This window comes from Thioprofundum lithotrophicum, from assembly GCF_055387065.1.
Map to the genome: position 1 here is coordinate 2,693,150 of NZ_AP042379.1, position 22,822 is coordinate 2,715,971.

23 protein-coding genes are annotated in these 22,822 nt (G+C 67.1%); 16 read left to right on the plus strand and 7 right to left on the minus strand.

What is annotated here, in order from left to right:
• Window positions 1–46 precede the first annotated feature (46 nt).
• The 12 genes from acpP (at window position 47) to ACZ5BH_RS12900 (ending at window position 9,349) form a co-directional block, all read left to right on the plus strand.
• Window positions 47–280 (plus strand): acyl carrier protein, encoded by a 234-nt coding sequence (gene acpP / locus ACZ5BH_RS12845; protein ID WP_464889659.1) that lies wholly within the window; start codon window positions 47–49, stop codon window positions 278–280.
• A gap of 99 nt (window positions 281–379) precedes the next feature.
• Window positions 380–1,621, plus strand: coding sequence for a beta-ketoacyl-ACP synthase II (fabF, locus tag ACZ5BH_RS12850; RefSeq protein WP_464889660.1), 1,242 nt, complete (start codon window positions 380–382; stop codon window positions 1,619–1,621).
• A gap of 68 nt (window positions 1,622–1,689) precedes the next feature.
• Entirely contained in the window at window positions 1,690–3,027 is a 1,338-nt protein-coding gene (locus ACZ5BH_RS12855; RefSeq protein ID WP_464889661.1) for an aminodeoxychorismate synthase component I, read from the plus strand.
• Complete coding sequence (pabC, locus tag ACZ5BH_RS12860; RefSeq protein WP_464889662.1) at window positions 3,024–3,851, plus strand: aminodeoxychorismate lyase; 828 nt, start codon at window positions 3,024–3,026, stop codon at window positions 3,849–3,851. Before ACZ5BH_RS12855 ends, pabC begins: the two co-directional genes overlap by 4 nt.
• Window positions 3,838–4,878 carry an endolytic transglycosylase MltG gene (gene mltG, locus ACZ5BH_RS12865; RefSeq protein WP_464889663.1) on the plus strand — a complete coding sequence of 347 codons (1,041 nt, stop codon included), beginning with the start codon at window positions 3,838–3,840 and terminating at the stop codon, window positions 4,876–4,878. Before pabC ends, mltG begins: the two co-directional genes overlap by 14 nt.
• The gene (gene tmk, locus ACZ5BH_RS12870; protein WP_464889664.1) at window positions 4,875–5,513 is read left to right on the plus strand and encodes a dTMP kinase; all 639 of its coding nucleotides are present in this window, start codon (window positions 4,875–4,877) and stop codon (window positions 5,511–5,513) included. Before mltG ends, tmk begins: the two co-directional genes overlap by 4 nt.
• Window positions 5,510–6,475: a DNA polymerase III subunit delta' gene (locus ACZ5BH_RS12875; protein ID WP_464889665.1), complete on the plus strand. Its 966-nt coding sequence runs from the start codon at window positions 5,510–5,512 to the stop codon at window positions 6,473–6,475. The genes tmk and ACZ5BH_RS12875 overlap by 4 nt, the downstream gene beginning before the upstream one ends.
• Window positions 6,476–6,492: 17 nt before the next feature.
• A complete protein-coding gene (locus ACZ5BH_RS12880; protein ID WP_464889666.1) occupies window positions 6,493–6,843 on the plus strand; it encodes a PilZ domain-containing protein in 351 nt (116 codons plus the stop codon).
• Between the two features lie 157 nt (window positions 6,844–7,000).
• Complete coding sequence (locus tag ACZ5BH_RS12885; RefSeq protein ID WP_464889667.1) at window positions 7,001–7,798, plus strand: TatD family hydrolase; 798 nt, start codon at window positions 7,001–7,003, stop codon at window positions 7,796–7,798.
• Window positions 7,795–8,250 (plus strand): phosphate-starvation-inducible PsiE family protein, encoded by a 456-nt coding sequence (locus ACZ5BH_RS12890; RefSeq protein WP_464889668.1) that lies wholly within the window; start codon window positions 7,795–7,797, stop codon window positions 8,248–8,250. The genes ACZ5BH_RS12885 and ACZ5BH_RS12890 overlap by 4 nt, the downstream gene beginning before the upstream one ends.
• A gap of 186 nt (window positions 8,251–8,436) precedes the next feature.
• Window positions 8,437–8,766, plus strand: coding sequence for a TusE/DsrC/DsvC family sulfur relay protein (locus ACZ5BH_RS12895; protein ID WP_464889669.1), 330 nt, complete (start codon window positions 8,437–8,439; stop codon window positions 8,764–8,766).
• Between the two features lie 274 nt (window positions 8,767–9,040).
• On the plus strand, window positions 9,041–9,349 hold the full coding sequence (locus tag ACZ5BH_RS12900) for an SET domain-containing protein (protein WP_464889670.1): 309 nt from the start codon (window positions 9,041–9,043) through the stop codon (window positions 9,347–9,349).
• A gap of 431 nt (window positions 9,350–9,780) precedes the next feature.
• Here the strand turns inward: ACZ5BH_RS12900 and ACZ5BH_RS12905 are convergent, their stop codons facing one another.
• The 7 genes from ACZ5BH_RS12905 to ACZ5BH_RS12935 form a co-directional block, all read right to left on the minus strand.
• Window positions 9,781–10,179, minus strand: a complete 399-nt coding sequence (locus ACZ5BH_RS12905) for an acyl-CoA thioesterase (protein WP_464889671.1) — start codon at window positions 10,177–10,179, stop codon at window positions 9,781–9,783.
• Window positions 10,179–11,978, minus strand: a complete 1,800-nt coding sequence (locus ACZ5BH_RS12910) for an AMP-dependent synthetase/ligase (protein ID WP_464889672.1) — start codon at window positions 11,976–11,978, stop codon at window positions 10,179–10,181. The genes ACZ5BH_RS12905 and ACZ5BH_RS12910 overlap by 1 nt, the downstream gene beginning before the upstream one ends.
• Window positions 11,971–14,046 carry a 3-hydroxyacyl-CoA dehydrogenase NAD-binding domain-containing protein gene (locus ACZ5BH_RS12915; protein ID WP_464889673.1) on the minus strand — a complete coding sequence of 692 codons (2,076 nt, stop codon included), beginning with the start codon at window positions 14,044–14,046 and terminating at the stop codon, window positions 11,971–11,973. The genes ACZ5BH_RS12910 and ACZ5BH_RS12915 overlap by 8 nt, the downstream gene beginning before the upstream one ends.
• Entirely contained in the window at window positions 14,043–15,380 is a 1,338-nt protein-coding gene (locus ACZ5BH_RS12920; RefSeq protein WP_464889674.1) for an acetyl-CoA C-acetyltransferase, read from the minus strand. Before ACZ5BH_RS12920 ends, ACZ5BH_RS12915 begins: the two co-directional genes overlap by 4 nt.
• Before the next feature lie 18 nt (window positions 15,381–15,398).
• On the minus strand, window positions 15,399–17,651 hold the full coding sequence (locus ACZ5BH_RS12925) for an acyl-CoA dehydrogenase (RefSeq protein ID WP_464889675.1): 2,253 nt from the start codon (window positions 17,649–17,651) through the stop codon (window positions 15,399–15,401).
• Complete coding sequence (locus ACZ5BH_RS12930; protein ID WP_464889676.1) at window positions 17,648–18,568, minus strand: YiiX/YebB-like N1pC/P60 family cysteine hydrolase; 921 nt, start codon at window positions 18,566–18,568, stop codon at window positions 17,648–17,650. The genes ACZ5BH_RS12925 and ACZ5BH_RS12930 overlap by 4 nt, the downstream gene beginning before the upstream one ends.
• A gap of 238 nt (window positions 18,569–18,806) precedes the next feature.
• Entirely contained in the window at window positions 18,807–19,925 is a 1,119-nt protein-coding gene (locus tag ACZ5BH_RS12935; RefSeq protein ID WP_464889677.1) for an aminotransferase class V-fold PLP-dependent enzyme, read from the minus strand.
• Between the two features lie 245 nt (window positions 19,926–20,170).
• On the opposite strand from ACZ5BH_RS12935, the gene ACZ5BH_RS12940 reads away from it, so the two are divergent.
• From ACZ5BH_RS12940 to ACZ5BH_RS12955, 4 genes are all read left to right on the plus strand, one after another.
• Complete coding sequence (locus ACZ5BH_RS12940; protein WP_464889678.1) at window positions 20,171–21,151, plus strand: hypothetical protein; 981 nt, start codon at window positions 20,171–20,173, stop codon at window positions 21,149–21,151.
• Window positions 21,148–21,681 (plus strand): GTP-binding protein, encoded by a 534-nt coding sequence (locus ACZ5BH_RS12945; protein WP_464889679.1) that lies wholly within the window; start codon window positions 21,148–21,150, stop codon window positions 21,679–21,681. Before ACZ5BH_RS12940 ends, ACZ5BH_RS12945 begins: the two co-directional genes overlap by 4 nt.
• A gap of 15 nt (window positions 21,682–21,696) precedes the next feature.
• Window positions 21,697–22,152 carry a roadblock/LC7 domain-containing protein gene (locus ACZ5BH_RS12950; protein WP_464889680.1) on the plus strand — a complete coding sequence of 152 codons (456 nt, stop codon included), beginning with the start codon at window positions 21,697–21,699 and terminating at the stop codon, window positions 22,150–22,152.
• Between the two features lie 87 nt (window positions 22,153–22,239).
• Window positions 22,240–22,647: a hypothetical protein gene (locus ACZ5BH_RS12955; protein WP_464889681.1), complete on the plus strand. Its 408-nt coding sequence runs from the start codon at window positions 22,240–22,242 to the stop codon at window positions 22,645–22,647.
• The last annotated feature ends 175 nt before the right edge of the window (window positions 22,648–22,822 follow it).

Sequence of the window (22,822 nt, forward strand, 5' to 3'; positions counted from 1 at the left end):
GGAGGCGGGCCGCGGCTGAACGATAACCACAAGAGGAAATGACGACATGAGCAGTGTTGAAGAACGCGTTGAAAAGATCGTGGTCGAGCAGCTGGGCGTGAAGCCCGAGGAAGTGTCCCGCGAATCTTCCTTCGTCGACGATCTCGGCGCAGATTCCCTGGATACCGTGGAACTGGTAATGGCCCTGGAAGAGGAGTTCGAAACCGAAATTCCCGACGAGGAAGCGGAGAAGATCACCACCGTCCAGCAGGCCATCGACTACATCAAGTCCCACACCTGATCTTCCCGCTGTCGCGATTTCCCGGCCGCACCACACGTGCCTGTGGGTGCGGCCGTTTGCATTTTCTGCAGCCAACTCCTGGATGAAGAGGACACCCCGTTGAGCAAGCGTCGTGTTGTGATCACCGGACTGGGCATGGTCTCGCCGGTCGGACTGGACGTGAAGACGTCCTGGGAAAACGTGCTGGCCGGCAAGAGCGGCATCGGCCCCATCGAACATTTCGATACCACCGGCTTCCCGGTGACCTTCGGCGGCTCGGTGTGGGGCTTCGACGTCTCCACCGTGCTCACGCCCAAGGAAGCACGCAAGATGGATACCTTCATCCACTACGGCCTGGCGGCGGCGAAGGAGGCCATCGCCGACGCCGGCCTCGAGGTCACCGAAGCGAACGCCGAGCGCATCGGCGTGCACATCGGTTCGGGGATCGGCGGGCTGCCCGGCATCGAGAAGGGTCACAGCGCCTATCTCAAGGGTGGCCCGCGCCGGATCTCGCCCTTTTTCGTGCCCAGCAACATCATCAACATGATTTCGGGCAACCTCTCCATCATGTACGGCATGAAGGGCCCCAACCTGGCCATCGCCACGGCCTGCGCCACGGCCACCCACAGCATCGGCGATGCCATGCGCCTCATCCAGTACGGCGATGCCGACGTGATGATCGCCGGAGGCGCGGAGATGGCCACCAGTCCCTGCGGCCTGGGCGGCTTCGCCGCGGCCAAGGCCCTGTCGACCCGCAACGACGATCCCCAGACCGCCTCGCGGCCCTGGGATCAGGACCGCGACGGCTTCGTGCTGGCCGATGGCGCCGGCGTGCTGGTGCTGGAGGAATACGAGTTCGCCAAACGGCGCGGCGCGAACATCCTTGCCGAGCTGATCGGTTTCGGCATGAGCGGCGATGCCTACCACATGACGTCGCCGGCCCCCGGCGGCGAGGGCGCCAGCCGCTGCATGAACGTCGCCCTGAAGAACGCCGGCGTGAATCCCGAACAGGTGCAGTACATCAACGCCCACGGCACCTCCACCCCGGCCGGCGACAAGGCCGAGGTGATGGCCGTCAAGGCCAGCTTCGGCGATCACGCCTACAAGCTGGCCATGAGCTCCACCAAGTCCATGACCGGGCATGCCCTGGGCGCGGCCGGCGGCATCGAGGCGGTGTTTACCGTCAAGGCCATCGCCGAGCAGGTGGCGCCCCCCACCATCAACATCTTCAATCCCGATCCCGACTGCGATCTGGATTTCGTGCCCTGGGAAGCACGGCAGATGCCCATCGAAGTGGCCCTGTCCAACTCCTTCGGCTTCGGCGGCACCAACGGCACGCTGGTCTTCCGCAAACCGCAGTAGGTCGGCCTTCAGGCCGACGCCGGCACTTTCATTTAGACGTGACGCCCCATGTCATCGAGCGTTCGGGAATGGCCGATCTGCTGGCACTGCACCACGCTTTTCCCGAAGACTTCCCCTGTCTGTTGCACAGTGCCGTGGCCGATGCCGGCCGGCTGGAGAGCGCCCGTTACGACATTCTCTTCGCCTTTCCCCGTGACGCACTGATTCTGGGTAGCGACGGCGTGCTGCGTCTGAACGGGACAGTCATGCCCGACCACGACTTTCTGGCCACCCTGGATCGGCTCCACGCCGAGGCAGCCCGGGAGGCGCCGCGGCTGACGGGTGAGGTGCCCTTCCGCGGCGGCTGGTTCCTGTTTCTGGGCTACGAGCTGGCCGGCCAGATCGAGACCCGGCTGCGCCTGCCGAGGGGCCGGGCCGACTTTCCGGTGGCCGTGGCCCTGCGCATCCCGGCGGCCATCGTCAACGATCACGCCAGGGGTGAAACCCGCCTGTTGGCCGAGGCTCCGGCCGATCTGGCGCGCCTCGAGGCGGCCCTGGCCGAGGCGCCGGCGGTGCCATCCCGGCGCGGGCCGACGGTGACAGTGGTGGAGGATCCGCCGGAACGCTACCTCGCTCAGGCCCGGCGGGTGCATCGCTACATCGTCGACGGCGACGTGTTCCAGGTGAACCTCTCCCGCGCCTGGCGCGGGCCGCGCCCCGCCGGACTCGAGGCGGCCGAACTCTACCGTCGCCTGTGCCGAAGCAATCCCGCCCCCTATGCGGGCATCGCCCGCCTGCCGGGCGGTACGGTACTCAGCTCGTCGCCGGAACGGCTGCTGCGGATCCGCGGCGGCATCGCCGAGACCCGGCCCATCGCCGGCACCCGGCCGCGCGATACCGCCGCCGGCGCCGATGCCGCGCTGAAGGCCGAACTCATCGGCCATCCCAAGGAACGGGCCGAGCACGTGATGCTGATCGACCTGGAGCGCAACGATCTTGGCCGGATCTGCGTGCCGGGGAGCATCGAGGTCAGCGAGATGATGACCCTGGAAAGCTACGCCCACGTGCACCATATCGTCTCGAACGTGCGTGGCCGCCTGCGCCCGGGGGTGACGCCCGGCGCAGCCATCCGCGCCGTGTTTCCCGGCGGCACCATCACCGGTTGCCCCAAGGAACGCTGCATGGCCATCATCGCGGCGCTGGAAGAGACCGCCCGGGGGGCGTATACCGGTTCCATGGGCTATCTCAATCATGACGGAAGTCTGGATCTGAACATCCTGATCCGTACCATTACCGTGCACGATGACGAGGTCATTCTGCGAGCCGGTGCCGGCCTGGTGGCCGATTCGGTGCCCGAACGGGAGCTGACGGAAACCCGGCACAAGGCCCGCGGTCTGTTGCAAGCACTGGAGGGTTCCCTGACATGATTCTGGTGAATGGCGAGACGACAGAGCGCCTGCCCATCGACGATCGGGGTCTGGCCTATGGCGACGGCCTGTTCGAGACCCTGGCGGTGTTCGACGGCGAGTGCCCCTGGTTCGAGCGGCATCTGGCCCGGCTCGGCGTGGGCTGCGACCGCCTCGGACTGCCCCGGCCCGATCCGGCGCAACTGCGGGAAGAGACCGAACGCCTGGCCCGCGGACAGCAGCGGGCCGTGATCAAGTGGATGATCACCGCCGGCAGCGGGGGGCGTGGCTATGCCCGCCCCGAGCCGGTTCAGCCCCGGCGCATCGTCAGCCGTCATCCCTGGCCCGACTACCCCCTGGCCCACTGGGAGGAGGGGATCGGCCTGTTCGCCTGCAAGCTGCGCCTCTCGGCCCAGCCGGAACTGGCCGGCATCAAGCATCTCAACCGTCTCGAGCAGGTGCTGGCCCGCCGCGAACTGCCGCCGGACTGTGCCGAAGGGGTGCTGTGCAATGCCGATGGCGAAGTGGTGGAGGGCATCGCCAGCAACCTCTTCGTGGTGCGCGACGGCACCCTGATCACCCCGCCCATCGGCGATTGCGGCGTGCACGGCCTGATGCGCCGCTGGGTGCTGGAGACGGCCATGGAAGAGGACATCGACACCGCCATCGAGCCCCTGCGCCCCGAGGATCTGGCACAGGCCGGGGAAATCTTCATGACCAACACCCTGATCGGCCTGTGGCCGGTGCGCCGTTACGGCGCGAAGATGCTGGAACGGGGCCCCATCCAGCAGCGGCTGTTCGCACGGCTGCTCGAAACCTATCCGGTGCTCGATGGCCGGCCGTAGGCGTCGCCTCTTCCTGCTGGGCGTGCTGGTCCTGGCCCTGGCCGGCGGCACCCTGGCCTGGCGGATCGACCACTGGCTGGACAGCCCGCTGCGGCTGGAAGCCCCCCTGACCTACGAACTGGCGCCCGGCAGCAATTTCATCCGGGTGGTCAACGATCTGACCCGCCAGGGGATCGTCGACAAACCCCGCTGGCTGCGCTGGTATGCCCGCCTCAGTGGCCAGGCGAGCCGGATCAAGGCCGGCGAATACCGCTTCGAGCCGGGGCTCACGCCCCGGCAACTGCTGCGCGAGCTGGTCCAGGGGCGCGTGCGCCAGTATTCCCTGACCCTCATCGAGGGCTGGAACTTCCGCCAGCTCAAGGCCGCGGTGGCGACCCATCCGGCCCTGCGCCAGACCCTGCGCGGGCTCGACGATGCCGCCATCATGGCCCGCATCGGCCATCCCGGCGAGCATCCGGAGGGCCGCTTCCTGCCCGACACCTACCATTTCCCGAAGGGCACCCGCGACGCCGACTTCCTGGCCCGCGCTTACGACGCCATGGCCCGCGTGCTGGCCGAGGAATGGGCGGGACGGGCGCCCGATCTGCCCCTCAAGACGCCCTACGAAGCGCTGATCCTCGCTTCCATCGTGGAGAAGGAAACGGGCCTGGCCAGCGAACGGCCGGCCATCGCCGGGGTGTTCATCCGCCGCCTGCGCAAGGGCATGCGTCTGCAGACCGATCCCACCGTCATCTACGGCATGGGCGAGGCCTACCGAGGCAACATCCGCAAGCGGGATCTGCTGAAGGACACGCCCTACAACACCTACCGCCGGCGCGGCCTGCCGCCGACGCCCATCGCCATGCCGGGCCGCGCGGCCATCCATGCCACCCTGCACCCCGACGACAGCGACAATCTCTATTTCGTATCCCGCGGGGACGGCAGCCACCAGTTCTCGGCCACCCTCGAGGAGCACAATCGGGCCGTGATCAAGTACCAGCTCAAGGGGCGGCGCAAGCCGTTCTCATCGTACAATCCCGGCTCATGACCACTTCTGACACACGCGGCCGCTTCATCACCGTCGAAGGCACCGAAGGAGTCGGCAAGACCAGCAACCTCGATTTCATCGAAAGCTGGCTGCGCGAGGCCGGCAAGGCGGTGGTGCGTACCCGGGAGCCGGGCGGTACCGCGCTGGGCGAGACCCTGCGCGCCATCCTGCTCGATGCCGGCCAGGACGGCATCACCGACGATGCCGAACTGCTGCTGATGTTCGCCGCCCGGGCCCAGCACCTGGCCGAGGTCATCCGTCCGGCCCTGGCCGCCGGCAAGTGGGTGCTGTGCGATCGCTTCACCGATGCCACCTACGCCTACCAGGGCGGCGGACGGGGGATCCCCGCGTCGCGCATCGCCGTGCTGGAGCAGTGGGTGCAGGGCGAACTGCGCCCCGATCTGACCCTGCTGCTGGATCTGCCGGTGGACAGGGGCCTGGCCCGGGCCGGCGAGCGCAGCGCGCCGGATCGTTTCGAACGGGAACAGGCCGAATTCTTCGAGCGGGTGCGGCAGGTCTATCTCGAACGGGCCCGCAGGGAACCGGAGCGGTTCCGGATCATCGATGCCAGCCCGCCCCTGCCGGAAGTGCAGGCCCAGATCCGCCAGGCGCTGGAGGCGTTTCTCGTCTCATGAGCGTTCTTCCCTGGCATACCGGCACCCTCGCGGAACTGCTGCAGCGGCACCGGGACGGCCGTCTGCCCCATGCCCTGCTGCTCGCCGGGCCCGCGGGCATTGGCCGGCGCGGCTTCGCCGAGGCCCTGGCGGCCGCTCTGCTGTGCCTCGAACCGACCGCCGACGGCACGGCCTGCGGCCGCTGCCCGGCCTGCCAGCTGCGCGCGGCCGGCACCCACCCCGATCTGCTGCACCTGGGGCCCGAGGATTCGCAGGTGATCCGGATCGATCAGATCCGCGATCTCATCGAACAACTGGCCCTGAGCCGGCACCAGGCCGCCTGGCGGGTGGTGATCCTCGATCCAGCCGATGCCCTGAACATCGCCGCCGCCAACGCCCTGCTCAAGACCCTGGAGGAGCCGCCGCCCCGGACCCTGATGATCCTCCTGGCCATGCGTCCGGCCCGCCTGCCGGCCACCATCCGCAGCCGCTGCCAGTTGCTGCGCATGCCGCTGCCCTCGCCGCAGGCGGCCGTGGCCTGGCTGCAGACCCAGGGCGTCGAGGCCCCGGCGGCGGCCCTGCAACTCGCGGGAGGCGCACCGCTGATCGCCCGGGAACTGGATGCCGATTTGCTGCGTCGCCATGCCGAACTGTTCCGGCAATGGGTGGCGCTGGCCGCGGGGGAGGGCGATCCGGTGAAACTCGCCGGCGAATGGATCAAGCCCGAGGCCGAATGGCCGATACAGTGGATGCAGCAGTGGCTCGGCGACATGATCCGCCTGCGCCATGGCGGTCCGCCCCGCATGGCGGATCTGTCAGGTGCTTTGCAGCCGCTCGCCGAGGCGATAGACTTGCAACGACTGCATCGCCTGCTGGAGCGGGTCGACGAGGCCCGCCGGCTGCTCGCCAGCCAGGTGAATGCCCAGACCCTGGTGGAAGGGCTGTTGATCCACTGGAGCAACCTGCCCCGCCGCACGGCTTGATCAAGAGGGACAATCGCATGGCTACACCCGCCGGACGTCAGGGGATCCTGTCCCTGACCATCAAGGACAAGAGCGCCCTGTACGCCGCCTACATGCCGTTCGTGAAGAACGGTGGCCTGTTCATCCCCACCAACAAGAAATACAAGCTCGGCGACGAGGTCTTCATGCTCCTGACCCTGATGGATGAGAAGGAAAAACTGCCGGTGGCGGGCAAGATCGTCTGGATCACCCCGGCCGGCGCCCAGGGCAACCGCGCGGCCGGGATCGGCGTGCAGTTCTCGGATCAGGACGATGGCCAGGCCCGCACCAAGATCGAAACCTACCTTGCCGGCGCGCTGAAATCGGATCGCCAGACCCATACCATGTAAAAGGGCCGAGTGGCGAGGGACGAGGGACGAGGGTTTGGGATAGAATAAAACGGATTTCAGGTCCCGGCTCCAGAGGGCGGTGCTGGACGAATCGACGTTGCCGCCCGAAATCGTGATCGAAACACCCGCTTGATCAAAAAACCAGCAGGATCTCCCCATGTTTCTCGTCGATTCCCACTGTCATCTGGACCGGCTCGATCTCACGCCCCATGGCGGGGATCTCGAGGCGGCCCTGCAGGCGGCGCGCGACAACGGGGTGGGGCATTTCCTGTGCGTGAGCATCGGCATGGCCAACTTCCCCGAGGTGTTGCGGATCGCCCGTGAACATCCCGACGTCTCCGCCTCGGTGGGGATGCACCCCAACGAACAGGAAGACAGCGAGCCGGACGTGGATCGGCTGGTGGCCCTGGCGGCCGATCCCAAGGTGGTGGCCATCGGCGAGACCGGGCTCGACTACTTCCGCAGCGAGGGCGATCTGGAATGGCAGCGGGATCGCTTCCGGACCCACATCGCGGCGGCCCGGCGCACCGGCAAACCGCTCATCATCCACATGCGCGAGGCCACCGAAGACACCCTGCGCATCCTGCGCGAGGAGGGCGCCGATGCGGTGGGCGGGGTGATGCACTGTTTCGTCGAGGACTGGGACACGGCCAGGGCCGCCCTGGATCTGAACTTCCACATTTCCTTCTCCGGCATCGTCACCTTCAACAGCGCCAGAGCGCTGCAGGACGTGGCCCGCAGGCTGCCCGCCGAGCGCATGCTGGTGGAGACCGATTCGCCCTATCTGGCCCCGGTGCCGAAACGGGGCAAGCCCAACCAGCCGGCCTGGGTGCGCTACGTGGCCGAATTCATCGCCGGCTTGCGTGAGGAGCCACTGGAACAGATCGCCGAGACCACCAGCGCCAACTACTTCCGCCTGTTCGGCGGCGAGGCGCGCGCAAGCGAAATCGCATGACCCCGCAGGAACCAAGACAACGGGACTGGAAGCTCCTGAGCTTCTACGAGAAGTTCGAGGAAACCGTGGCCATCCTCCTCACGGCCGTGATCGCCGTGATCATCGTGGCGGCGCTGATCAATCTGATCGTGAACGTGACGGTACTGCTGGTCGACGGACTGGTGAACCCGGCCGAGAAATCGGTCTTCCAGGCCATCTTCGGCATGATCATGACCCTGCTCATCGCGCTGGAGTTCAAGCACTCCATCCTCAAGGTGGTGGCACGCCGGGAAAGCATCATCCAGGTCAAGACCGTGATCCTCATCGCCCTGATGGCGGTTGCGCGCAAGTTCATCATCCTCGACATCAACACCACCTCCGCCGCCACCATCGCGGCGCTCTCCGCGGCCATCCTCACCCTCGGCGCCGCCTACTGGCTGGTACGCATCCGCGACGACCGCGCCACCGACTGACTGTCCCACGGCAAAGACACCTTTCAGTCATTTCCTCCGCACCGCAGGCCGGCTCAAGCACAGCGGCGCCGGCCCACCCTGACCATATCCCTCGAAAAGGCTTGCAATTTGCCTTGCGCGCCTATACCCTACTGTTTTAGTCAGGTAATCACAGTCGCACAACGAGAACGATCAGGAGGTAATGTCATGTCACAGGCACAAGCCACAAGCCCCGTTTCGGACGTCGAGATCCCGCCCCGCGATGGCGACGGCTATCTGGTGGACATGAACCAGTGGACACCGGAAATCGGCCGCGCCATGGCCGAGGCCGACGGCGTGGTGCTGGACGACGAGATGTGGGAGCAGATCCTCAAGGCCCGGGAATACTACGAGGAGTACAGCGTGGTGCCCCCGATCCGCAAGTTCGCCAAGTACATCGGCGCCAACCAGAAGGATCTGTTCAAGAAATGGATGACCGGCCCCATGAAGCCGATCACCAAGTACGGCGGGCTGCCCAAGCCGACCGGCTGCGTCTGACCCCCCAGACGCTCAGCGCTGTTTGCCACGCGACGACGGCCGCCTCCTTCGGGAAGCGGCCGTTTTCTTTTGCGCCTTCCCTTGAATTTGGCGCCTTCACCCAACCGGGAAGCAACACAACCACCTCTCGGATCCCAGTGTGCCCTCCTGTTGCAGCGCAGCCTGCGGGACTTCCTCACCCGGACGATCTGTCCTCCGGGGAGAGGAGGAAACCGCGTTCAGGCGGAGAGGGTTGGCGGGTATAATGGGATTCCATCCCGAATTCGGAGCCCGCATGTCCAAACGCAAGATCCGCGTCGGTCGCAGCCCCATCCACGGCAAGGGCCTGTTCGCGGCCGCCCCCATCGCCGAAGGCGAGGTGCTCGGCCATCTGCGCACCCGGGCGGCCCGCAGGGACGGGCCCTACGTCCTCTGGCTCGACGACGGCCGCGGCCGGGAAGTGCTCTGCGACTTCCGCTACATCAACCACCATCCCGAACCCAACGTGGCCTACTACGACGACCTGACCGTGGTCGCCCTGCGCGACATCGAACCCGGCGAAGAACTGGTGCACCACTACGGCGACGAGTGGGAAGACGCCTGATGACGGAAGCGTGGGAGCGGCGCACGCCGCGATGAACGCGGCCAGGGAACGCAGGCCATTGACGAGCGGCTGACGACCGGGAAAACCAAACGCCTTTCCCAGCCACCCGCAGCCTCATGTGGTCGCGGCTCGCGCCGCTCCTACGGGGGATTGCGATTTCCTGAGTAGGAGCGGCGCAAGCCGCGATGAACGAGGCCAGGGAACGCAGGCCATTGACGAGCAGCTGACGACCGGGAAAACCAAACGCCTTTCCCAGCCACCCGCAGCCGCATGTGGTCGCGGCTCGCGCCGCTCCTACGGGGGATTGCGATTTCCAGAGTAGGAGCGGCGCAAGCCGCGATGAACGAGGCCAGGGAACGCAGGTCATTGACGAGCAGCTGACGACCGAGAAAACCAAACCCCTTTCCCAGCCACCCGCCCCCGGCGACCCGCTACCGCTGTTGGGCGTCCACGGGCCGTGGGTGGCGTTGTTCGTCGATGGCCACGTAGGTCAGTTCCGCTTCGGCGACCTGTTCGCATTCGAAGCGGCCGCGTTCCCGCTCGGCCCAGGCGCTCACCCCCACGCGGATCGAGCTGCTGCCCACGCGCAGGACCTGGGCATAGAAGCTGACCAGATCGCCCACGTACACGGGTTTGAGGAACCGGAACTCGTGCACGGCCACGGTGACCACCCGCCCGCGGGCCCGGCGGTGGGCTTCGATGCTGCCAGCGATGTCGGTCTGGGCCATGAGCCAGCCGCCGAAGATGTCGCCGGCGGCATTGGTGTCGGCAGGCATGGCCAGCACGCGGATGGCCGGTTCCCGGTCGGGCAGAGTGTCGCTGCCGGCCATCAGTGCCCCTTGTAGAGCTGATCGATGATGGCCTCGTACTCCTGGTGCAAGGGCTTGCGCTTGATCTTGAGGGTGGGGGTGATGAGCCCCTGCTCGATGGTCCAGGGTTCGAGCCGCGCGTGCACGCGAATGATCCTGGCATAGCCGGGAAAGGCCGACAGGCGGGCATTGATGCGTTCCAGGAGCGCTTTTTCCACGTCGGGATGCTGGAGGTTGCCCGGATCGGGCGACAGGCCGAGTTCGCCGGCCAGTTGTTCCCAGTGGTCCTCGTCCAGTACCACCAGGGCGCTGAGGAAGGGTTTGCCCTCGCCGACGATCATCACCTGCTCGAACAGGGGATCGGCGGCGATGGCCAGTTCCATGTCGGCAGGAGGCACCTTCTCGCCATTGGCCAGGACGATGATGTCCTTGATGCGGCCGGTGATCCAGATGTGATCGTCTTCGATGCGGGCCACGTCGCCGGTGTGCAGCCAGCCGTCGGCGTCGATCACCTCGGCAGTGGCTTCCGGCCGGTTCCAGTAGCCGAGCATCACGCCGGGGCTGCGCACCAGCAGCTCGTCGTTCTCGCCCAGCTTCACTTCCACGTCGGGCAGGGGCTGACCCACGCTGTCGGGCCGGTTGTCGTCCAGCCGGTTGGTGCAGACCACCGGCGAGAGTTCGGTCATGCCGTAACCCTGGGAGATGGTCAGGCCGAGGCCGATGAAGACCCGGGCGACCTCCAGCGACAGGGGGGCGCCGCCGGAGACGGCCAGGCGCAGGCGCCCGCCCAGGCGCTCGTGGATCTTGCGGGCCACCAGTTTCTCCAGCAACGGCCAGAGCAGCAGTTTCGGTGACCAGGGCGCCCGGCCCTGCTGGTGTTCGAAACGCTGCCAGCCCACCTCCACCGCCAGATCGAACAGCTTGCGGGCCAGCGGCGGCTTGTGTTCGAGCTGTTCGCGGATACGGTTGTGAACCCGTTCGAAGATCCGCGGCACGGTGATCAGGATGGTCGGCCGGATGATCTGCAGATCCTCGGCCAGCTTGTCGATGGCCCGGGCATAGGCCACCCGGGCGCCGACCAGCATGGGCAGATAGTAGCCGGCGGTGCGTTCGAACATGTGCGAAAGCGGCAGGAAGGAGAGGAACACGTCGTCGGTGTAGAAGGTGTCGCAACTGGCGGCGGCGCTGGCGTTCCACAGGATGTTGTCGTGGGAGAGCATCACCCCCTTGGGATTGCCGGTGGTGCCGGAGGTATAGACGATGGTGGCCAGATCGCCGGGCGCGATCTCCGGCAGGGCCGGCGCCGCGGCCGTCTCCGGCAGCCAGTCGGCGAAGGTCTTCAGGCGCATGTCGTGCACCTCGGGCACCGGTTCGATGGACAGCAGGGTCTGCACCTTGCCCAGGCGCGGATAGATCTCGCTCAGCACCTCCCAGTGGCCGGCATCCTCGAACAGCAGGATGCGAACCCCGGCGTCTTCCAGGATGTAGCCGATGTTCTCGGCCCGGTCGTTGGTGTACAGGGGCACCACCACCAGGCCCAGCCCGAGGGCCGCCTGTTCGAACACCACCCAGCTCGGGCAGTTGCGCATGAGGATCCCCACCCGATCGCCCGGTTCGAGGTTCTCGCGCTGCAAGGCGGCCTGGCAGCGGGCCACGCGCTCGGCCATCTCCTGCCAGGTGAGATCCACCCAGCGTTCAGCATGGCGGTCGTAATGGGTGTAACCGATGGCCTCGGGGCTGCGCCGTACCCGTTCGCGGAACAGGCCGTGCAGGGTGCGGGCCGTGTCACGGAGAATGTAGTCGGTCTGGCGTTCAGGCATCGTCGTCTCCCGTTTCCGCGATCAAATCCGCCCAGCCCGGATCAGGTTCGAAGCGTTCGCCATGGCTGCGGGCCAGGGACTTGAGCAGGGCTTCGAGCTGTTGCGGCCCGCGCTCGCGGATGTAGTGCACCGGACCGCCCCGGAAGGGGGCGAAGCCGGTGCCGAAGATGATGCCGGCATCGGCCAGATCGCCGTCGGCCACCACCTTTTCCCGCAGACAGGCGACCACTTCGTTGAGCATGCGCAGGATCAGCCGGTCCTGCAGATCGGTCGGCGCGCGGTAGCCCTTTTCCGGTTTGGGTTTCACCGGACGGCCCTGGCGAAAATCGTAGAAACCGCCACCGGACTTCTTGCCGAGCCGCCCGGCTTCCACCTTGTCGCGCAGGATGCCGGGCACCTCGCCGCCGAAATGGCCGGTGAGGTTCTCCGCCACCTTGAGGCAGATGTCGAGCCCCACTGTATCGGCCAGTTCGATGGGCCCCATGGGCATGCCGAAGTCGGTGGCGACCCGGTCGATGATCGCCAGCGGAATGCCTTCTTCCACCATCACCACCGCTTCCATGAGATAGGGCATCAGCACGCGGTTGACCAGAAAGCCCGGCGTGCTGGTCACCGGCAGGGGCAGGCGGCGGATGCTGCGGGCGAAGGCGGCGGCCCTGGCTACCGTTTCGGCCGCCGTCTCGGGGCTGTGGACCACTTCCACCAGCGGCATCTTGGCCACCGGGTTGAAGAAGTGCAGGCCCACCAGCCGGTCCGGATGAGCGAGGGCCGGTGCCAGTTCCTGCAGGGGAATGCTGGAGGTGTTGGTGGCGATGATCGCCGACTCGGGCAGGCGGGGCTCGATCTTGGCGAACAGATCGCGCTTGACCTGCGCATCCTCGAAGATGGCCTCGATCACCAGTTCGGCCTTGCCCAGGCCGTAGCCGGGCAGGTCCGGCATCAGCCGATCGAGGGCGGCGGTGGCCGTGCGGCGGGGCTTGAGTTTCCTGCGGTAGAGATCCGCGGCGCGCCTGACCACCCGCCCCAGGGTGTCGTGATCCCGATCCTGGATGCTCACGCGGTAGTCCTGCATGGCGCACCAGGCCGCAATGTCGCCGCCCATCACGCCGCCCCCGACCACGTGCACGTGGCGCGGTCGGAAGGCCTGCTGCTTGCCCAGCGACTTGAGCCGCTCCTGCAGGCCGAACACCCGCACCAGGTTGCGCGAGGTCTTGCCCGTCATCAGCCGGGCCACCGAGGCGGCCTCTTCCCGCAACATGCGCCGGCGATCGCCGAAATGGCGCACCCAGAGATCGATCAGGGCCCAGGGCGCCGGATAGTGGGCCCGGGGCGCCTTCTTCGCGACTTCCCGTTGCAGGAGTTTCGCCACCAGTGGCCGCAGGGCCGGGGCGTTGAGGGCGCGCAGCCAGGCCGGCAGGGGCTTGCGGCGCGGCGGATCGAGCACGCAGGCGCGGGCGGCGGTGTGCAGATGGCGGCGGGGCACGGCATGGTCCACCAGGCCGATGCGTTTCGCCGCGCGGGCCGAGAGATTGCGCCCGGTGAGCATGAGGTTCATGGCCTGCAGCACGCCCAGCCGCTCGATGCTGCGCAACGTGCCGCCGAAGCCGGGATGGATGCCCAGTTTGATTTCGGGCAGGCCCAGCCTGGTGGCCGGATCGTCTTCGGCCACGCGCCAGTCGCAGGCCAGCGCCAGCTCCAGTCCGCCGCCCAGGGCGAAGCCGTGCAGCATCGCCACGGTGGGACAGGAGAGACCCTCAATGTAGTCCATGATGGCCTGGCCGCGCTGGATGGCCTCGAGGGCCGCCTGTTCGGTTTCCAGGCGGGTGAATTCCTGCACGTCGGCCCCGGCGATGAAGCCGTTGGGTTTGTCGGAGAGGAAGATCAGGCCCCGGGGCGGCTGGCGCAGCAGTTCCTCGAGATGGCCTTGCAGCTCCTCGAGCACCGCGCGGCTGAGCACGTTGGTGTCGCCGTCGGCCTTGTCCAGATGCAGCCAGACGATGCCGTCGGCATCGGTTTCGCGGTGCCAGTGGCGTGCGGTCTGGGTCATGGTATCGGTCTCCCGGTTCATGATGCGATCCTCTCGACCAGCACGGCGCCGCCCTGGCCGCCGCCGATGCACAGGGTGGCGATACCCAGGCGGGCGTCGTGCCGCGCCAGCACGTGCAACAGGTGCAGGGTGATGCGGGCGCCGCTGGCACCGACCGGATGACCGAGGCTGATGCCGCCGCCGTCCACGTTGAGCCGTTCCTCGTCGATGTGGCCGAGCGCCGCCTTCAGGCCCAGTTCCTTGCGGCAGTAGTCGTCGTCGGCGAAGGCCCGCAGGCAGGCCAGCACCTGGGCGGCGAAGGCTTCGTTGATCTCCCAGAAGTCGATGTCCTCGAGCTTCAGGCGGTGGCGTTGCAGGAGCGGGGCGGTGGCGTGGACCGGGCCGAGGCCCATCTGGGCCGGGTCCAGCCCCGCCCATTGCGTATCGACGAGGCGGCCGAGCACCGGGAGATCGTACTCTTCGATGGCCTTCTCCGAAGCCAGGATCAGCAGCGCCGCGCCATCGCTGATCTGGGCGCTGTTGCCGGCGGTGACGTTGCCGAAGGGCTTGTCGAACACCGGCCGCAGTTTGGCCAGTTTCTCGAGCGTGGTGTCGGCGCGCAGGCCGTCGTCGTGCAGATGGGGTTTGCCGCGGGTGTCGTAGAGGGGCTCGACCTCCTGCAGGTAACCCTTGTCGATGGCCCGGGCCAGGCGTTCGTGGCTGCGCAGGGCGAAGCGATCCATCTCCTCGCGACTGATCCCGAAGCGGAAGGCCAGGTTCTCCGCGGTCTGGCCCATGGACAGGCCCACCACCGGATCGGTGAGGCCGCGCAACAGGCCGATGATGGGCTTGAGGTGGGCCGGGCGCAGTTGCGCCAGGGTCTGTAGGCGCTGGGGCAGGGAACGGGCGGCGGTCCAGGCGCCCAGCCAGGCGGCCATCGCCTCGCTGAACAGGATGGGGGCGTGGCTCATGGCTTCCACCCCGCCGGCCAGCACCAGCTCGGCGCGACCGGAGGCGATGTTGCGGGCGGCCGTATCCACCGCCTGCATGCCCGAGGCGCAGTTGCGCTGCACCGTCCAGGCGGGCACCGACTGGGGAACGCCGAGGCGCAGGGCGGCCACCCGGCCGATGTTGACCTCGTCGGGGCCGGGCATCACGCAGCCGAGAATCACTTCGTCGAAGGCCCCGGGCTCGAAGGGCTGGCGCGACAGCAGGGGCCGGCCGCAGCCGATCACCAGATCGGCGGCATGGAAGGGGCCGGGCCGGTTGCGGGCCTTGAGCTGGGGCGTGCGGCTGCCGTCGACGATGAACACCGGCCGGCGACGGGCGGTGGCGCGGCGGGCAGTCTTCTTCTTGTTGTTGCCGGTTTTGGCCATGAGGGATCCTTGTGCTGATTATTCCAGATTGATGTCGAACTCGTCGACGCGGATGACCTCGTCGCGGGCCGCCTCGGCCTCGCGGATCAGGTCGGCTTCGGCGGCATCGATGATGCCGCGTTCGAGGGCCGCCTCCAGCACGCCTTCGAGGCCGCGCCAGTCGGGCGTGAAGTCCTTCAGCTTGTGGCGGATGCGGCGTTCGGCCGGTTCGGCCTTGATCACCTTGCGCAGGGCGTCTTCGATGCGGCCGAGCTGGTCGTCGGTGGATTCGGGGATGAACAGCCCGGCGGTCAGCCGATCCCGGGCCGGGGAGGGCGCCAGCAGCAGATCGGCCACCTGGTGGCCGAGCCGGTCCGAGGGCGGCCGGAAGTGGCGGCCGAGGGGGAAGACCAGCAGGCGCAGCAGCCAGGCGGCCGGCCGGTTGGGCAGATTCTGGAACAGGCCGTCGAAGGCCTGCTGGATCTGGTGCAGGGAATGCTGGCAGGCCCAGTGCAGCAGGGGACGATCCTCCTTCGGGCTGCCCTGATCCTCGAAACGCTTGAGCACCGCCGAGGCCAGATAGAGATGGCTGAGAATGTCGCCGAGCCGGCCCGAGAGCTTTTCGCGCCGCTTGAGGCTGCCGCCGAGGGTCATCATGGCCACGTCGGTGGAGAGGGCGAAGGCGGCGCTCATGCGGGTCAGATGCTGGTAGTAGCGGCGCACGGGACGCCTGCTCCGCACCCACACCAGATGCGAGCCGGTGAGGCCGTGCCAGAGGCTGCGCACCACGTTGTGGAAGAAGAAGCCGATGTGGCCGAACAGGGCCCGGTCGAACTGGCGCAGCGATTCGTCCGGATCGGCTTCGCCGAGGGCCGACAGCTCCTTGAACACCCAGGGATGGCTGCGGATGGCGCCCTGGCCGAAGATGATCATGGTGCGGGTGAGGATGTTGGCGCCTTCCACGGTGATGCTGATGGGCACGCCTTCGTAACCCCGGCCGAGGAGATTGCGCGGGCCCAGGCAGATGCCGGCACCACCGAGCACGTCCATGCCGTCGTTGATCACCCGGCGCATGTTCTCGGTGAGATGGTACTTGACGATGGCCGAGATCACCGCGGGCTTTTCGCCGCGGTCGAGCGCCGCGGCGGTGAGGCTGCGCGCGGCGTCCATGATGTAGGTGAGGCCGCCGATCCGGGCCAGGGCTTCTTCCACCCCCTCGAAGCGCCCGATGGGGAGCTTGAACTGGCGGCGGATCCGCGCATAGCCGCCCACCGCCCGCGAGGTCAGCTTGCCGGCGCCGGTGGACAGGGCCGGCAGGGAGATCCCGCGCCCGTCCGAGAGGCATTCCATGAGCATGCGCCAGCCGTGGCCGGCCATCTCCCGGCCGCCGATGATCCAGTCGAGCGGTATGAACACGTCGCGGCCGCGGGTGGGGCCGTTCATGAAGGTGATCTCCATCGGCAGATGCCGGTGACCGGTTTCCACGCCGGGCGTGTCGGTGGGGATCAGCGCCAGGGTGATGCCGAGATCGCGCCGGTCGCCGAGCAGGCCATCCGGATCGTAGAGGTGGAAGGCCAGGCCGAGGAGAGTGGCCACCGGCGCCAGGGTGATGTAGCGCTTGTCCCAGGTGAGGCGGATCCCCAGCACGTCCTGCTCGCCCTGGAAGTCCTGCCGGCAGACGATGCCGTAGTCGGGGATCGCGCCGGCGTCGGAGCCGGCCTTGGGACTGGTGAGGGCGAAGCAGGGGATCTCCACGCCCTTGGCCAGGCGCGGCAGATAGTATTCCTTCTGCTGCTCGGTGCCGTATTCCATGAGCAGCTTTGCCGGGCCGAGGGAATTGGGCACCATCACCGTGACCGCCGCGGTGATGCTGCGGGTGGCGATCTTCATCACCACTTCCGAGTGGGCCAGGTTGGAGAAGTCGAGCCCGCCGTAGCTGCGGGGGATGATCAGGCTGAAGAAGCCGTTGTCTTTCAGATAGCGCCACACGTCGGTCGGCAGATCCTTCTGCTCGCGGGTGATCTGCCAGTCGTCGAGCATCCGGCAGAGGTTTTCCACCGGGCCGTCGAGGAAGGCCTGTTCCTCGGGCGAGAGTTTCGGCGGGGGGAGGGAACGCAGCTTCTGCCAGCGGGGACGGCCGGAGAAGAGTTCGCCGTCCCACCACACGGAGCCGGCGTCCAGCGCCTCCCGTTCGGTCTGGGACATGCGGGGCGTGACGCGCCGGAACAGTTTGAGGGCAGGCCCGGAAATCCAGCGGCTGCGCCAGGGATGGGAAGTACGGGTCTCGTTCATGCGCGATCTCCTTGCGGTGGCATGGTCTGCAGCAGGTTTACCCGGGGCGCCCGCCGGGTGGGCTTCGGCGGGTCGCCGGCTTCCGCGGCCACGGCCCGGAAGCAGTCGTTGAGGTCGTTGCAGACGACGTCCGTGTCCTGCCAGGGCAGGTGACGGTAGATGGCCACGTCATCCCGCCCGAACAGCGGATACTTGATGATATCGAAATACGGCGAATAGTCGAAATCCCGGGGCGAGACCAGGCGCGGATTGCGCTGGTGGAGATGGATGCGTTCACCGTCGATGCGCTCGGCGAAGGGCAGCAGGGGAAAGCGCACCGACTGGAAGGCCTCGGCCAGCAGGGTGGAGCAGACCGTGCGGGTGGGATCGCCGGCATTGTGACGGAACAGGCTGGAGCGCCAGCGCCGGGGGATGATGCCGTAGGGAAAGAGGAAGCGGGCCAGATCGAAGAGCTGGCGCATGTCGTAACCGGTGCCCAGCCGTTCGAGGGTATAGGCGATGACCTTGCGGGCATCCTCGGGCGACAGGCCGCTGGGCCGGCAGATCCGCAGGTGTTCGCGTCGATATTTGCTCAGGGGGTGAATCACGGTGCCCTCGTCCAGCAGGCTTTCGAGGATGAGCTGGGTCTCGGGGGCGACATCGATGTGTGCCTCCACCCGCTCGCGCAGGGCGGGTTCCTCGATGTCGTAAAGGCGGCCAATGTACAGGGCGGAATGGGTCCAGGGGCTCTGGGTGATCTGCTTGATGACGTTGGAAACCCGGCTGCGGCCTTCCACCAGGATCACGTCGCCGGGGCGGATCTCGTAGCAGAGCCGATCGAAGTTGAGCAACAGCACCGCGTCATCGGGCGGCGTGGGCTCGTAGGTCAGCCAGCGGGCGATCGCCTGGCCGATACGACGGATGATGCGGTTCTCCATGCGCCTGCTCCTGCGGTTTTTTTCCTGACGGACTGTTGTTCGTGCAAGATGCGTTCCTTCTCCCTCATGCAATATGACCCGCGCCGGGACAAAAGGTGCGGTCGGAAACAAATACCTTGTCCATATTGAAGTCTAGCAGGCGCCGGCGAAATCGCGCCCCGCCTCAAGGGCTCTGTGCCCACAGCAAACAGGTGACCGGAAATTCGGAACAACCCTCTCTGCATCCTGGATGCAGCAATCAGGTTTCCGCGGGACAGGCTTCCGCCAGGGTCACGGCCTGGTCAAGCTGCGCCAGGGGGGTGTGGAAGTGGGGAGAGAAGCGCACGCCCGGACCGCGGCGGGCGCACAGTACCCGGTGTTCCATGAGCCAGGCGTAGAGGCGTTCGGCCGATACCCGGCGATGGCGAAACAGCACGATGCCGGCATGACGATCGGGATGGGTGTCGGTGAGACATTCGAGCCTGTCGCTGGCGCCGATGCGCCGGAAGAGGTGACGGGCGCGTTCGAGCACGGCCCGTTCCACCGTCTCCATGCCCGTGTCGAGCAGGAGGCCCACGCTGGCATGCAGGGCATGGATGCCGAGCATGTTGGGGCTGCCGCATTCGAAGCGGCGGGCGCTGCGAGCAATTTGCCAGTCGCGCCGGTCGAAGTCGATGGTTTCCACCATGTGCCAGCCGAACTGGTGCAGGCGCAGGCGTTCCCGGGCGTCGGGATGGCTGTAGAACAGCGCCAGCCCTTCGGGGCCCAGTAGCCACTTGTGGCCATCGGCCATCAGAAAATCGATGTGCGCGGCGGTCACGTCGAGGCGCAGGGCGCCGAGACTCTGGATGGCGTCCACGCAGAACAGGATGCCGTGTTCCCGGCAGAAGCGCCCCAGCCGTTCCAGATCGACCCGCAGGCCGCTGGCGTATTGCACGGAACTGATCGAAAGCAGGCGGGTGTGTTCGTCGCAGGCATCGATCAGGGCGTCTTCCGGGGTGTTGCCCCGGTGCAGATCGACCTCGATCACGTCCACGCCCTGATCGGCAAGGGATTCCCAGACGATGCGGTTGGAGGGAAATTCCTCGTTGCTGATCACGACCCGATCTCCGGCATGCCAGCGCAGGCCGTGGGCCACCACGGAGAGAGCTTCGGAGGTGCTCTTGAGCAGGGCGATGTCGGCGTCCGCGGCGCCGATGAGGCGCGCCAGCCGGGCCCGCAATTCCGCTTCGACCTTCAGCCAGCGGGGATAGTGGCGGGAGCCGTGGCGGGCATTTTCACGGGCGAAGGCTTCCACGGCCTGCCGCGTGCAGCGGGGCCAGGGCGCCACGGCGGCATGGTTCAGATGGATGAGATCGGGATCGAGTTCGAACGGCATGGGCGTCGGCGGCCGATGGCGGGACGGACGACCAGCCTATAGAGAGGCGCTTGCCCACGCAACCGGCATGCTCCTTCCCCCTCACCCAAGGATTTTTCTTTCCCCGGCTAAAGCCCCTGCCAAAGCTGCCGATATGGCCAAAAGGAATATGACCATGCGCATATGACCGGATAGTCCTAACAGGTGCAAGCCGTTTGGCGTCCCATGCGCAAGTGCCTGTTTCACGAAAGGGAAGACGATTCGACGTGGCCCAAGAGACCGAACTGAAGATCTCCGCGCTGGGGCTCGATGCCACGGGCCAGCGTGTGCTGGACGTGGTGCTGGGCCTGCTGCAGGAGGAGGGCGTGCCCTGCCGGCAGCTCTCGGCCAATGATCCATCCGGGCATCTGGTGATCGTGGACAGGGAGGCGGCCGAGGGTGAACGGTGGCTGGCGGATCTGGCGCCGGGACAGGTGAAGCTGGTGCTGGGCGGCGCGCCGGTGCAGGGCCGGAATCTGGCCTTTCTGGCCAAGCCCTTCAACGTGGGTGCCCTGCGCGACATGCTGTTGCGCATCGTGCGCCAGATGCGGGCGCAACTGCAGGCGGCACAGCCGCCGCGGGCCTCGGCCGGCAAACCGACAGCAGCCGGTCTGCTCGCGGCGCTGAGGCAGGCCCGTGACCGCGGACAGGCCCTGCAGGTGCTGTGCAATGGCAAGGCGCTGCTCCATGTCTCCGGCGCCACCCGGGCCTGCGCCTTCGCGGCGGGACAGAGCGTGGAGACGCTGCTGGCCATGGGTGAGGCGCTGGCGTTCCAGCCTCTCGACGATGCCGCCTTCCGGCAGGCCACGCAGGGCCTCACGCTGGGTGCGCTCGATGCGCTGATCTGGCAATGCGCCCTCGCCTCCGAGGCCGAGAGCCTGCCGGCCGGTCTCGACGACGACACGCCCGTGCGGCTCAAGGCCTGGCCCAACTTCACCCGCCAGGGGTTTCGTCCCGATTTCTTCCGCATCGCCGCCGTGCTGGCGCGCCAGCCGGCCAGTTGCGCGGCGCTGGTGGAGAGTACCGGCCTGTCCCGAAGCTGTGTCAGGGCGTTTCTGCACGCCTGCGAGGCGGTGGATCTGCTGGTATTCGAACCGCCCGCCGGGGCGGATGACGGCAAGGTCACGCCGATCCGCAAGACGGACGGGCCGGCCCGGCATGGCTTGCTGGCCCGCCTGGCCGAACGACTGGGCTGGAGGCGGGCATGATGGATCCCGCCCTCGAGAAAATCATCTTCACCGGCCCGGTGGGTGCCGGCAAGACCTCGGCCATCGCCGCCATCAGCGACGTGCCGCCGGTGAGCACCGACGTGGCCTGCCTGGGTGACGAGCGCCGGCTCAAGGCCACCACCACCGTGGCCATGGACTACAGCTACATCGATCTGGGCGACGGCCGCAGGGTGCATCTGTACGGCACCCCCGGTCAGGCCCGTTTCGATTTCATGTGGGAATTGCTCACCCGCAACGGCCTGGGGCTGGTGCTGCTGATCAACAACGATCATCCCGAACCGCTGGCCCAGCTCGATTTCTATCTGGACGCCTTCGGCGAGTTCATCGCCCGCACCGGCGTGGTGATCGGCATCACTCGCGTCGGCCTGGCCGACCGGGCCCGGCTCGAGGATTACCAGAACCGCCTGTTCGACCGGGGACAGGTCTATCCGGTCTTCGAGGTGGATGGCCGCTCCGGCGACGACGTGCGCATTCTCGTCCAGGCCCTGCTGGCCGTGCTGACCGTCTGACACAAGGAGAACATCATGGATGTGATCGAGGAAATCCTCCGCCATCAGGACACCGCGAACGAACCGCAAAACGACGGCGCGGATGAAGGCTCGCGGGTGCTGCGGGCCCATCTTGCGCGGATCCTGGCGGCCCTGCACGACGACTGCGCCGAGGTGATCGGCAGCATCGTCAGCGGCGTGGACGGCATTGCCTGGGCCGAGCGCCTGCCGGCGGAATTCGATCAGAACCGTTTCGCGGCCATGAGCAGCGCGCTGCTGGCCCTGAGCGACAACCTGATCCGGGAAGCGAGCGGCGGTTCGCCGCGCAAGGTGCTGATCGAGAGCGAGGGCGGCAACGTGTTCCTGATGCACGCCGGCAGCCGGCTGTTGCTGACGGTCTTCACCCGCCCCGACTCCAGTCTCGGCATGTCGCTGGCCCATGCCAACCATGCCGTGGATCAGATCGCGGCCCTGGTGGCGCGTTACGAGTAAGTCCCGTTTTTTCCGGCCGCCGGCACATCGGCGGCCGTTTCACTGGCACGTTTCCGGGCGCATCCCGGCTTGAAAAGGAGAAGACACATGGCAAGCATCAATGAAGTCTGCAAGGACATCGTGGAAGGCGTGGAAGACGCCTTTGCGGCCGCGGTCGTGGATCTGAACACCGGGTTGCTGCTCGGCGTGCATCACACGGTGCCCTATTTCACCACCAGTTACCTGGATGCCGTGGCCGCCGCGGCGGTGGACATGTTTCGCGGCAAGGGGGTTCGCGGCGTGGAGAAGCGCCTGTCCCAGCAACGGGGCCAGGAGGTGAAGAACACCATGCAGGAAATCCAGATGACCACCGAGAAGACCTATCACTTCATGGCCATCATTCCCGGCAAGCCCGATGCGCTGGCCGTGCTGATCACGGGCAAGAAGGCCAACCTCGGCCTCGGCTGGTCGGGCTTGCGCAGCGCCATGAACGAACTGGCGCCATTGTGTCCATGATCCCCGGCAGGAGGCGAACCTGTGACCGGCTGCGGCGTTTGCCCGCGCCTGCCGGGGAGGAACTCAAGGATCGCGCCGGGCGGCCGCAATAGGGCCTGCACGGGTCGGCCGCCCTCGCCGGCAGGAGTGAAACCACCCCGCGTCTTGCGGAACCACCAGGGACACACGCTGAATC